11 protein-coding genes and 1 tRNA gene are annotated in these 12,082 nt (G+C 66.6%); 8 read left to right on the forward strand and 4 right to left on the reverse strand.

Annotated features, from left to right (window positions below; all coding sequences use genetic code 11):
• Positions 1-561 (forward strand): hypothetical protein (locus tag ACRDU5_RS00425; RefSeq protein WP_526612250.1); only part of this gene is annotated, 561 nt, incomplete at its 5' end.
• A gap of 97 nt (positions 562-658) precedes the next feature.
• On the opposite strand, the gene ACRDU5_RS00430 is transcribed toward ACRDU5_RS00425, so the two are convergent.
• The 4 genes from ACRDU5_RS00430 to ACRDU5_RS00445 all read right to left on the reverse strand — a co-directional run bounded on the left by ACRDU5_RS00430 (position 659) and on the right by ACRDU5_RS00445 (position 2,331).
• A tRNA-Val gene (locus ACRDU5_RS00430) sits at positions 659-733 on the reverse strand.
• A 48-nt stretch (positions 734-781) separates the two neighbouring features.
• A complete protein-coding gene (locus tag ACRDU5_RS00435; protein ID WP_526612251.1) occupies positions 782-1,243 on the reverse strand; it encodes a peroxiredoxin in 462 nt (153 codons plus the stop codon).
• A complete protein-coding gene (locus tag ACRDU5_RS00440) occupies positions 1,243-1,668 on the reverse strand; it encodes a DUF3052 family protein (RefSeq protein WP_526612252.1) in 426 nt (141 codons plus the stop codon). The genes ACRDU5_RS00435 and ACRDU5_RS00440 overlap by 1 nt, the downstream gene beginning before the upstream one ends.
• An 84-nt stretch (positions 1,669-1,752) precedes the next feature.
• Complete coding sequence (locus tag ACRDU5_RS00445) at positions 1,753-2,331, reverse strand: Rv2240c family protein (RefSeq protein ID WP_526612253.1); 579 nt, start codon at positions 2,329-2,331, stop codon at positions 1,753-1,755.
• A gap of 135 nt (positions 2,332-2,466) precedes the next feature.
• Between ACRDU5_RS00445 and aceE the strand changes: the two genes are divergently transcribed.
• The 7 genes from aceE (at position 2,467) to ACRDU5_RS00480 (ending at position 12,043) form a co-directional block, all read left to right on the forward strand.
• Positions 2,467-5,256 (forward strand): pyruvate dehydrogenase (acetyl-transferring), homodimeric type, encoded by a 2,790-nt coding sequence (gene aceE / locus ACRDU5_RS00450; RefSeq protein ID WP_526612254.1) that lies wholly within the window; start codon positions 2,467-2,469, stop codon positions 5,254-5,256.
• 51 nt (positions 5,257-5,307) lie between these two features.
• Complete coding sequence (locus ACRDU5_RS00455) at positions 5,308-6,594, forward strand: PucR family transcriptional regulator (RefSeq protein ID WP_526612255.1); 1,287 nt, start codon at positions 5,308-5,310, stop codon at positions 6,592-6,594.
• Between the two features lie 128 nt (positions 6,595-6,722).
• The gene (locus ACRDU5_RS00460; protein ID WP_526612256.1) at positions 6,723-7,649 is read left to right on the forward strand and encodes an ACP S-malonyltransferase; all 927 of its coding nucleotides are present in this window, start codon (positions 6,723-6,725) and stop codon (positions 7,647-7,649) included.
• A gap of 106 nt (positions 7,650-7,755) precedes the next feature.
• Positions 7,756-8,058 (forward strand): meromycolate extension acyl carrier protein AcpM, encoded by a 303-nt coding sequence (gene acpM / locus ACRDU5_RS00465; protein ID WP_526612257.1) that lies wholly within the window; start codon positions 7,756-7,758, stop codon positions 8,056-8,058.
• On the forward strand, positions 8,055-9,305 hold the full coding sequence (gene kasA / locus ACRDU5_RS00470) for a 3-oxoacyl-ACP synthase KasA (RefSeq protein WP_526612258.1): 1,251 nt from the start codon (positions 8,055-8,057) through the stop codon (positions 9,303-9,305). Before acpM ends, kasA begins: the two co-directional genes overlap by 4 nt.
• Before the next feature lie 30 nt (positions 9,306-9,335).
• On the forward strand, positions 9,336-10,589 hold the full coding sequence (gene kasB / locus ACRDU5_RS00475) for a 3-oxoacyl-ACP synthase KasB (RefSeq protein ID WP_526612259.1): 1,254 nt from the start codon (positions 9,336-9,338) through the stop codon (positions 10,587-10,589).
• A 32-nt stretch (positions 10,590-10,621) separates the two neighbouring features.
• Positions 10,622-12,043: an acyl-CoA carboxylase subunit beta gene (locus ACRDU5_RS00480; protein WP_526612260.1), complete on the forward strand. Its 1,422-nt coding sequence runs from the start codon at positions 10,622-10,624 to the stop codon at positions 12,041-12,043.
• Positions 12,044-12,082 lie beyond the last annotated feature (39 nt).

Consider the following 12,082-nt stretch of genomic DNA (forward strand, 5'->3'; position numbering starts at 1 on the left):
GTCCTGTTCCTGCTGCCCTGGCTCGGTGCAGGATTCACTCCTGATCCAGCAGCCGCGTGGACAGCATGGGTGGCCGGATTCCTCGCCATGGCCCTAGGCGCTGTCGGATGGCTGAACAGCAGGCCGCCGACCGTGTACGGCATCAACGAGAACACCAGCAGCCAGACAACGCCCAGCACTGTGGCCCGTTGGATCAGCAGAGCAGGGCTTGTCGTTGGGCTTGGAACCGTGGTGCTGGGCGCCACGGTCGCGCAACCGTCCCCGGCCGCCGTCGCTGTTACAGTCGGGTTGGGTAGCTTCACGGCAGTGATCGCGATGTGGTCGCTGCTCGCGGCCGACCCCACGCGCGATTACTTCACCCTGGCTGTTGTGGGTTTTGCGTTGTTCCTGGCGCCGTGGCTCGCTGGTTTCGCTGATGGCGATGCCGCGTGGGCCGCCTGGGCTCCCGGCTTTATCGCCACGGCGCTCGGTGTGGCCGGATATCTGCGTGGGGAGTCCCTTGACTTTGCACGGACAGTCCGCGACGACGCCGACGCGCGGTACCGCCAACGATTCGACTAGCTTCAACGGTCGCGCACCGTGGCGACCCATTGGCACATTATTGGCACAGCGGGGGGTTGACCATCACGGCAGTTCCCCGGTTTGACCTGGGAACGACTGGTGGGCGCGGACGGTATCGAACCGCCGACCGCTGGTGTGTAAAACCAGAGCTCTACCACTGAGCTACACGCCCGTGCCGCGCAGGCTACACGCCCGGCGCGCAGCACCGGAAATCCGTTGATCAGGTCTTCAGCGCCGCCAGCGCGTCGGTCCACAGCGTCTGGTCGCGCGCCTCCCCCGGCTGCTTCATCTCGGCGAACCTGATGATGCCGGACCGATCCACCACGAACGTGCCGCGATTGGAGATGCCGGCGTTCTCGTTGAACACGCCGTAGGCCTGACTGACGGCACCATGCGGCCAGAAGTCGGACAACACCGGAAAGAGGAAGCCGCTCTGCGTGGCCCAGATCTTGTGCGTGGGCGGCGGACCCACCGAGATCGCCAACGTGGCGGTGTCGTCGTTTTCGAAGTCGGGCAGGTGATCGCGCACTTCGTCAAGCTCGCCCTGGCAGATGCCGGTGAACGCGAGCGGGAAGAACACCACCAGCACATTCTTGGTGTCCCGAAAGTTGCTGAGGGTGACCGGTTGGCCGTTCTGGTCCTTGAGCGTGAAGTCGGGCGCCTCGCTTCCAGCGTCGAGCACTAGCGCCTCCCCGCGGCCTTGGACTTGGGCTGCACCAGCCGGCTGGCGCTCCAATCACCCACATTGGCCGACGAGGTCTGCATCAGGCCGGCCGTGGGGGCCGATTCGGCGATCTCGGCCGGCATCACATGCCCAGGTTTGCCGGTCTTGGGCGTCAGTACCCAGATGACGCCCTCGTCGGCCAGCGGCGTGATCGCGTCCATCAACCGATCGACCAGGTCGCCGTCGTCGTCCCGCCACCACAGCAGCACGACGTCGATGACCTCGTCGGCGTCCTCGTCGAGCAGCTCGCCGCCGCACGCCTCTTCGATGTCGGCCCGGATGTCGTCCTCAACGTCGTCGTCCCAGCCCAGTTCCTGCACAACCTGATCTTTTTGGATGCCCAGCCGTTGGGCGTAGTTCGGGGCGTCCGCCGCCGGGACCACCGTTGTCCTCCTTCAGCCTGCTAGTGCGCTCGGCCCTATCGTCGCACGACGCGGCCATTCGCCGTACGCCTGGCGGTCAGATCGTCAATATAAGGCGTCGCACAAGTTCAACGCGTTCATTTTCGTGTCGTTCAGCCGGGTGACCGCGGCGTTGAATTCGTCCGGCCCGTAATTGCCCGCAATCGCGGTCGCCACGCCGCGGGACGCGTCGACCCAGCCGTTGAGGACGTCCTTCAATTCCGGCACCAGCGGATCGGACACGCTGCGGGCGACCAGGTCGGCGCTGTGGTTGAGGGCGTCGATGGCCGGACCCGCTCTGGCCTCCACGTCGGCGGCATTCTCGTTGAAGGCGCGGACGTAGTCGTTGACCGCGGTGATGGAATCCACGCTGCTGGTGCTCAGCGCCTCGCACGACGTGTGGATCGCCTCGGTGGTCAGCGACGCCTGGCGCTCGGACTCGCGCGCGCTGGACGAGGCGGCCGACTCCTCGAGCGATGCCGACATCGACGCCCGATAAACGGGTGCTTCCTTTGCGTCGACCTTCGGCGAGCCGTCGGTGACGGAGCTGCATCCCACGATGATCATTGCGAGTGCGGCCAGGCTGCCCAGCACCAGCGCGACGATCCGCAGGCGCGGCCAGCCCGTCAGCCATCCGATCAGCACGGTCTGCAGACGTTACCGGTTCGGGCGCCGGATCGGCGGATCATTCCAGTAGGCACCACCGCCGATGCATGTGCGGCACGATAGGTGGACGATAGAGGTAGACAACACCTACACCGCCTGACTGAGGAGCCGAAGTTGACCACCGAGTTCGCGCGCCAGGACCTGGCCCAAAACTCCGGCACCGCAGCCGAACCCGACCGGGTGCGGGTGATCCGCGAGGGCGTGGCGTCGTACCTGCCCGACATCGATCCGGACGAGACCTCCGAGTGGCTGGAGTCGTTCGACGAACTGCTGGACCGGTCGGGTCCGGCGCGGGCCCGCTACCTGATGCTGCGCATGCTGGAACGCGCCGGCGAACAGCGGGTCGCCATCCCCTCCCTCACGTCCACCGACTATGTCAACACCATTCCGACCGAACTGGAACCGTGGTTCCCCGGCGATGAGGAAATCGAGCGCCGATACCGCGCCTGGATCCGGTGGAATGCAGCGATCATGGTGCATCGCGCCCAGCGCCCGGGAGTCGGTGTGGGCGGGCACATTTCGACGTATGCCTCCTCTGCCGCGCTCTACGAAGTGGGCTTCAACCACTTCTTCCGCGGTAAGTCCCACCCCGGCGGCGGCGACCAGATATTCATCCAGGGCCACGCGTCGCCAGGTATCTACGCCCGCGCGTTCCTGGAAGGCCGGCTAACCGCCGACCAGCTGGACGGCTTCCGCCAGGAACACAGCCACCCGGGCGGCGGGCTGCCGTCGTATCCGCACCCGCGGCTGATGCCAGACTTCTGGGAGTTCCCGACGGTATCGATGGGCCTGGGCGCGATGAACGCCATCTTCCAGGCCCGGTTCAACCACTACCTGCACGACCGGGGCATCAAGGACACCTCCGACCAGCATGTTTGGGCGTTCCTCGGCGACGGCGAGATGGACGAGCCGGAAAGCCGCGGATTGGCCCACGTGGCCGCCCTGGAGGCGCTGGACAACCTCACCTTCGTGATCAACTGCAACCTGCAGCGCCTCGACGGGCCGGTGCGGGGCAACGGCAAGATCATCCAGGAACTGGAGTCGTTCTTCCGCGGCGCCGGCTGGAACGTCATCAAGGTGGTGTGGGGCCGCGAATGGGATGCGCTGCTGCACGCCGACCGCGACGGCGCGCTGGTGAACCTGATGAACACCACGCCCGACGGCGACTACCAGACGTACAAGGCCAACGACGGCAGCTACGTCCGCGACCACTTCTTCGGCCGCGACCCGCGCACCAAGGCGCTGGTGAAAGACATGTCCGACGCCGACATCTGGAATCTCAAGCGCGGCGGCCACGACTACCGCAAGGTCTACGCCGCCTATCACGCCGCGATGGAGCACAAGGGCCAGCCCACCGTGATCCTCGCCAAGACCATCAAGGGCTACTCGCTGGGCGCCCACTTCCAGGGCCGCAACGCCACCCATCAGATGAAAAAGCTTGCGCTGGAAGACCTCAAGCAGTTCCGCGATGCCATTCGGATCCCCATCAGCGACGAGGCACTGGAGAGCAATCCCTACCTGCCGCCGTACTACCACCCCGGCCCGGACGCACCGGAGATCCGTTACCTGCTCGACCGGCGCCGGACGTTGGGCGGCTTCCTGCCGGAACGCCGCACCAAGTCGAAGGTTCTCTCGCTGCCCGGCCGCGACACCTACAAGGCGCTGAAGAAGGGCTCCGGCAACCAAGAGGTCGCCACTACGATGGCCATGGTCCGGACGTTCAGAGAACTGTTGCGGGACAAGGAGGTTGGACCCCGCATCGTGCCGATAATCCCGGACGAGGCCCGTACGTTCGGCATGGATTCGTGGTTCCCGAGCCTCAAGATCTACAACCGCAACGGCCAGCTCTACACCTCCGTGGACGCCGAGCTGATGCTTGCGTACAAGGAAAGTGAAATCGGTCAGATCCTGCACGAGGGCATCGACGAGGCCGGTTCGACCGCGACGTTCACCGCCGCGGGCACGTCATACTCCACGCACAACGAGCCGATGATCCCGCTCTACATCTTCTATTCGATGTTCGGCTTCCAGCGCACCGGCGACAGCTTCTGGGCGGCCGCCGACCAGATGGCCCGCGGCTTCGTGCTGGGCGCCACGGCCGGGCGCACCACGTTGGTCGGCGAGGGCCTGCAGCACGCCGACGGGCATTCCCTGCTGCTGGCGGCCAGCAATCCCGCGGTGGTCTCCTACGACCCGGCGTTCGCTCATGAGATCGCCTACATCGTGGAAAGCGGGCTGGCCCGCATGTACGGCGAGGACCCGGAGAACATCTACTTCTACATCACCCTCTACAACGAGCCGTACAAGCAGCCGGCCGAACCCGAGGATTTGAACGTCGAGGGGCTGCTGCGCGGCATCTACCGCTACCGCCCGGCGCCGGAGCAGCGAGCGAAACAGGCGCAGATCCTGGCCTCCGGTGTGGCGATGCCGGAGGCGATCCGGGCCGCGGACCTGCTTGCCGAGGAGTGGGATGTCGCCGCCGACGTGTGGTCGGTGACCAGTTGGGGCGAGCTCAATCGGGAAGGCGTGGAGATCGAGAAGGAGAAACTGCGCCACCCGGACCGCTCGGCGCGGGTGCCGTATGTGACGCAGGCGCTGGCCGACACCCGCGGGCCTGCGGTGGCGGTGTCCGACTGGATGCGCGGAGTCCCCGAGCAGATCCGGCCGTGGGTGCCCAACACCTACGCCACGCTGGGGACCGACGGCTTCGGTTTCTCCGACACCCGGCCGGCCGCGCGGCGCTACTTCAACACCGACGCCGAGTCCGTGGCGGTGGCGGTGCTGGAGTCGTTGGCCTCCGACGGCGAGCTGGACCAATCGGTGGCGGTCGAGGCCGCCCGCAACTACAAGATCGACGACGTGATGGCGGCGCCGGAGCAGACGTCGGACCCAGGAGTGGCCTGACTCGCGCCCTAGTTGGAGGAATCCACCAGAAGAATGCCGTAGATTTTAGGGATGCCCGACAATCGGTTCGTTCCGCCGGCGTCCACGCTCGAGGTCCTGGAAACCGTCCCCGAGTCGGTTCTGCGGCGGTTGAAGCAGTATTCGGGCCGGCTGGCCACCCAGGCGGTGCACGTCATGGAGGAGCGGCTGCCGTTTTTCGCCGACCTCGAAGCGTCCCAGCGCGCCAGCGTGCAACTCGTGGTGCAGACCGCCGTGGTCAACTTCGTGGAGTGGATGCGCGACCCGAAAAGCGACGTCGGTTATACCGCGCAGGCGTTCGCGGTGGTCCCCCAGGACCTCCGACGCCGCATCGCGCTGCGGCAGTCCGTGGAGATGGTGCGGGTCACCATGGAGTTCTGCGAGGAAGTGGTGCCCCTGCTGGCCCGCTCCGAAGAGCAGCTCACCGCCTTGACGGCCGGAATCCTGCGGTACAGCAGGGATTTGGCGTTCACCGCGGCCACCGCCTACGCCGACCAAGCCGAAGCTCGCGGCGCATGGGATACCCGGATGGAGGCCAATCTCGTCGACGCGGTGGTCCGCGGCGACACCGGGCCGGAGCTGCAGTCTCAGGCCGCGGCGCTGAACTGGGACGCCACCGCGCCGGCCACCGTGATCGTGGGGCTGCCGCAACCGGACCGCATGGACTTGGCCAGTGAGGACGTCCACGACGTGGTCAACCGGAACGGCCGGGCGGCATTGTCGGACATCCACGGCACCTGGCTGGTTGCCATCGTTTCCGGTTCTTTGGCAGTGACGGACCGGTTTCTCGACGAGCTCCTCGGTGTTTTCGCCGACGGGCCGGTGGTGCTCGGCCCGACCGCCCCCACCCTGACCACGGCCCACCGCAGCGCTACCGAAGCGATCGCCGGGATGAACGCCGTCGCCGGCTGGAGCTTGGCGCCGAGGCCGGTATCGGCCCGCGAGCTGCTGCCCGAACGCGCACTACTCGGCGACGCGACGGCGATCGCCGCGCTGGAAACCGAGGTGATGCGGCCCCTGGCCGACGCCGGACCGGCGCTCACCGAGACCCTCGACGCCTATCTGGACTCCGGTGGCGCCATAGAGGCGTGCGCACGCAAGTTGTTCGTTCATCCAAACACCGTGCGGTACCGGCTCAAGCGCATCGCCGATTTCACCGGCCGTGATCCCACCACGCCGCGTGATGCCTATGTGCTTCGAGTCGCCGCGACGGTGGGCCGTCTGAGCCATCAGGCGCAACATTCCAGCACGTCAAGGCCCCCCGTGACACGAGTCGCAACGCCTCCGTCCGAGGTCGAAGAGGAGCCACGCACCGGGTAACACATATCGGTCCGATATCGATGGAGTTCCATCACATGCTGTTTTGTAGAATCTCTACAAAAATATAAGACCAGGTTCATAATCTCTTACACCGCGCGAAACCGTCTTCACAGTGTTCTCTTAAATACGTGCTTGCATTGCTCGCTCCCGGACAGGGATCGCAGACGCCTGGCATGCTCGCCGATTGGCTTGAGCTGCCCGGCGCGGCTGACCGTATCTCCACGTGGTCACAGACCAGTGGCCTGGACCTTGCACGCCTGGGCACCACCGCGACGGCCGAGGAGATCACCGACACCGCCGTCACCCAGCCGCTGGTCGTGGCCGCCACCCTGCTCGCACACCAGGAGCTGACCACGCGCGGCCTACTGGCTGACGCCGAAAGCGTGGTAGCCGGACACTCCGTCGGTGAAATCGCCGCCTACGCGATCGCCGGCGTGATCTCGAGCGACGACGCCGTGGCGCTGGCCGCCACCCGCGGCGCCGAGATGGCCAAGGCGTGCGCGATCGAGCCGACCGGCATGTCCGCGGTGCTCGGCGGCGACGAGGCCGAGGTGCTGGGCCGCCTGGAGGAACTGGACCTGGTCCCGGCGAACCGCAACGCGGCCGGCCAGATCGTGGCCGCCGGCAGCCTGTCCGCCCTGGACAAGCTCGCCGAGGACCCGCCCGCCAAGGCACGGGTTCGCCAGCTGGCCACCGCCGGCGCGTTCCACACCCATTTCATGGCCTCGGCACTGGACGGCTACGCCGCCGCGGTTTCAAAGGTCACCCCCGCCGAGCCCTCAGGCCCGACCGCGACGCTGCTGTCGAACGCCGACGGACAACCGGTGGCCTCGGCCGCGGACGCCATGAGCAAGCTGGTCTCCCAGCTGACCCGGCCGGTGCGCTGGGATCTGTGCACCGAGACTCTGCGGCAATTCAATGTGACCGCGATCGTCGAGTTCCCGCCCGCGGGCGCACTCGCCGGCATCGCCAAGCGTGAACTTCGGGGGGTGCCGACGCATGCCGTCAAGTCCCCCGCTGACCTGGACGGGCTAGCAGAGCTCTCCCGGGCCTGATTCCCGGCTCGCCGGGGAATACAACCACATATAGGAACGTCGGAAGAAAACTCCGAAATACTCCGAAATACGGAGTGCAGCAACAACCAATTACGAAGGAGCCACCGTGCCCGCCACTCAGGAAGAAATCATCGCCGGCTTGGCCGAGATCATCGAAGAGGTGACCGGTATCGAGCCGTCCGAGGTGACCGTCGAGAAGTCGTTCGTCGACGATCTGGACATCGACTCGCTGTCGATGGTCGAGATCGCCGTGCAGACCGAGGACAAGTACGGCGTGAAGATCCCGGACGAGGACCTCGCCGGCCTGCGCACCGTCGGTGACGTCGTCGCCTACATCCAGAAGCTCGAGGAAGAGAATCCCGAGGCTGCCGAGGCCCTGCGGGAGAAGTTCGCGGCGGAGAACAAGTGACCAAGCCTTCCACTGCTAACGGCGGTTTCCCCAGCGTTGTGGTAACCGCCGTCACGGCGACGACATCTATCGCGCCGGACATCGAGAGCACGTGGAAGGGCTTGTTGGCAGGCGAGAGCGGCATCCACGTACTCGAGGACGAGTTCGTCACCAAGTGGGACCTGCCCGTGCGGATCGGCGGCCACCTCAAGGAGGGCGTCGACGATCACATGGGACGGCTGGACCTGCGGCGCATGTCGTACGTCCAACGGATGGCCAAACTGCTCGGTGGCCAGATCTGGGAGGCCGCGGGTACGCCCGAGGTCGACCCGGATCGCTTCGCCGTCGTTGTCGGCACCGGTCTGGGCGGCGGCGAGAAGATCGTCGAGACCTATGACCTGATGAACGAGGGCGGACCCCGCAAGGTCTCCCCGCTGGCCGTGCAGATGATCATGCCCAACGGCGCCGCGGCGGTGATCGGGCTGCAGCTCGGCGCCCGCGCCGGCGTGATGACCCCGGTGTCGGCCTGTTCGTCGGGCTCGGAGGCCATCGCACACGCGTGGCGGCAGATCGTCATGGGTGACGCGGACATCGCCGTCTGCGGCGGTGTCGAGGGTGGCATCGAAGCGCTGCCCATCGCGGCGTTCTCGATGATGCGCGCCATGTCGACCCGCAACGAGGACCCCGAGGGCGCGTCGCGTCCGTTCGACAAGGACCGCGACGGCTTCGTGTTCGGCGAGGCGGGCGCGCTGATGGTGATCGAGACCGAGGAGCACGCCAAGGCTCGCGGCGCCCAGCCGCTGGCCCGGTTGTTGGGTGCCGGCATCACGTCGGACGCCTTCCACATGGTGGCGCCCGACCCCAACGGTCAACGGGCCGGAAAAGCGATGCAGCGCTCGATGGAGCTTGCGGGCGTGGACCCCAAGGACGTCGACCACATCAACGCCCACGCGACGGCCACCCCGATCGGTGACACCGCCGAGGCCAACGCCATTCGGGTCGCCGGTGTGGAGCATGCCGCGGTGTACGCGCCCAAGTCGGCACTCGGCCACTCCATCGGTGCGGTCGGCGCGCTGGAGTCGGTGCTGACGGTGCTGACGCTGCGTGACGGCGTCATCCCGCCGACCCTGAATTACGTAACCCCCGATCCGGAAATCGATTTGGACGTCGTCGCGGGCGAGCCCCGATACGGCGACTACAAGTGCGCGATCAACAACTCGTTCGGATTCGGCGGGCACAACGTGGCGCTCGCCTTCAGCAAGTACTGAGGCGTTCGGGGGGAAAGGAACCATCAGGACATGACAAGGTTGGCTACGGGGAACGGATTCCCCAATGTTGTCGTCACCGGCGTTGCCATGACGACTGCCCTGGCAACCGATGCGGATACCACGTGGAAGAGGCTGCTGGACGGAAATAGCGGTATCCGCAAACTTGAGGATCCGTTCGTCGAGGAGTACGACCTTCCGGTCCGCATCGGGGGGCATCTCTTGGAGAATTTCGAGGACGAGCTGACGCGGGTCGAACTGCGCCGGTTGTCGTATCTGCAGCGGATGTCGACCGTGATGAGCCGGCGCGTGTGGGACGAGGCCGGGTCGCCGGACGTCGATCCCAAGCGGTTGATGGTGTCGATCGGTACCGGCATGGGCTCCAGCGAGGAACTGCTCTTCGCGTACGAGGGCATGCGCTCGAAGGGTCTGCGGGCGGTGTCGCCGCTGGCGGTGCAGATGTACATGCCCAACGCCGCGGCCGCCGCGGTCGGGCTGGAACGCAAGGCCAGGGCAGGTGTCATCACCCCCATCTCGGCCTGCGCCTCCGGCTCCGAGGGCATCGCGCACGCGTGGCGCAATATCGTGCTCGGGGAGGCGGACGTCGCGATCTGCGGCGGCGTCGAGACGAGGATCGAGGCGGTGCCGATCGCGGCGTTCGCGCAGATGCGAATCGTGCTGTCCACCAACAACGATGACCCAGCCGGTGCCTGTCGCCCGTTCGACAAGGATCGCAACGGTTTCGTGTTCGGCGAGGGCGGTGCGCTGATGGTGGTCGAAACCGAGGAGCACGCCAAAGCGCGCGGCGCCCAGCCGCTGGCCCGGCTGATGGGCGCCAGCATCACCTCGGACGGCTTCCACATCGTGGCGCCGGATCCCAACGGTGAACAGGCCGGGCATGCGATGACGCGGGCGATTCAGCTGGCCGGCCTCACCCCCACCGACATCGATCACGTCAACGCGCATGCCACCGGCACCGTCGTCGGCGATGTGGCCGAGGGGAAGGCCATCAACAATGCGTTGGGCGGCCACAAGGCGGCGGTTTACGCCCCCAAGGGCGCGCTCGGCCACTCGGTCGGCGCAGTCGGTGCCGTGGAGTCCATCCTCACCGCATTGGCGTTGCGGGACGGTGTTATTCCGCCAACGCTGAACCTGAAGAACCTGGATCCGGAGATCGACCTCGACGTCGTCTCCGGTTCGCCGCGACCCGGCAATTACAACTACGCGATCAACAACTCGTTCGGATTCGGTGGGCACAACGTGGCGCTCGCCTTCGGGAAGTACTGAGCGCCCGATATCCGGCCCCACAGGAGGTTTCGATGACTATCACGGCCCCCGAGGCAGTCGGCGAATCACTGGATCCCCGCGATCCGCTGCTGCGCCTGAGCACGTTCTTCGACGACGACAGCGTTGAACTGCTGCACGAGCGCGACCGCTCCGGCGTCCTGGCCGCGGCCGGAACCGTCAACGGTGTCCGGACCATCGCGTTCTGCACCGACGGCACCGTCATGGGTGGTGCGATGGGTGTGGAGGGCTGCGCTCACATCGTGGGCGCCTACGACACCGCGATCGAGGAGCAGAGTCCCATCGTGGGCATCTGGCACTCCGGCGGCGCCCGGCTCGCCGAAGGGGTAAAGGCGCTGCACGCGGTCGGTTTGGTGTTCGAGGCGATGATCCGGGCGTCGGGTTATGTCCCGCAGATCTCTGTGGTCGTTGGCTTTGCCGCCGGCGGCGCCGCCTACGGGCCGGCGCTGACCGACGTGGTCATCATGGCGCCGGAGAGCCGGGTGTTCGTCACCGGACCGGACATCGTGCGCAGTGTCACCGGCGAGGACGTCGACATGGCGTCGCTCGGCGGACCGGACACGCACCACAAGAAGTCGGGTGTGTGCCACATCGTCGCCGACGACGAACTGGACGCCTACGAGCGCGGCCGCCGGTTGGTCGGATTGTTCTGGCAGCAGGGCCATTTCGACCGCGGCAAGGCCGAGTCGGGCGACACCGATCTGCATGCGTTGCTACCCGAGTCGGCGCGACGTGCCTACGACGTGCACCCGATCGTGGAGGCGCTGCTCGACGACGACGCACCGTTCGACGAGTTCCAGGGCAAGTGGGCGCCGTCGATCGTCGTTGGCCTCGGCCGGTTGTCCGGCCGGACCGTCGGTGTGCTGGCCAACAATCCGCTTCGGCTTGGTGGCTGCCTGAACTCCGAAAGCGCGGAGAAAGCAGCGCGTTTCGTGCGCCTGTGCGATGCGTTCGGTATCCCGATCGTGAATGTCGTCGACGTGCCCGGTTACCTACCCGGTGTGGATCAGGAGTGGGGCGGCGTGGTGCGCCGTGGCGCCAAGCTGCTGCACGCGTTCGGTGAGTGCTCGGTTCCGCGGGTCACGCTGGTCACCCGGAAGATCTACGGCGGGGCCTACATCGCGATGAATTCGCGATCGCTCGGTGCGACGAAGGTGTTCGCCTGGCCCGACGCGGAGGTCGCGGTGATGGGCGCCAAGGCCGCCGTCGGGATTCTGCACAAGAAGAAGCTGGCCGCCGCGCCCGATCACCAGCGCGAGGCGCTGCACGACGAGCTGGCCGACGAGCACGACAAGCTCGCCGGCGGTGTGGATTCCGCCATCGATATCGGCGTGGTCGACGAGAAGATCGACCCGGCGCATACCCGCAGCAAGCTGACTCAGGCGCTGGCCGAGGCACCCGCCCGTCGCGGCCGGCACAAGAACATCCCGCTGTAGGCTCTCAGCGCGAAAAGACGCAAAAGCTCCCGCACGCTC

Source organism: Mycobacterium sp. (assembly GCF_050701515.1).
Taxonomy (GTDB): domain Bacteria; phylum Actinomycetota; class Actinomycetes; order Mycobacteriales; family Mycobacteriaceae; genus Mycobacterium.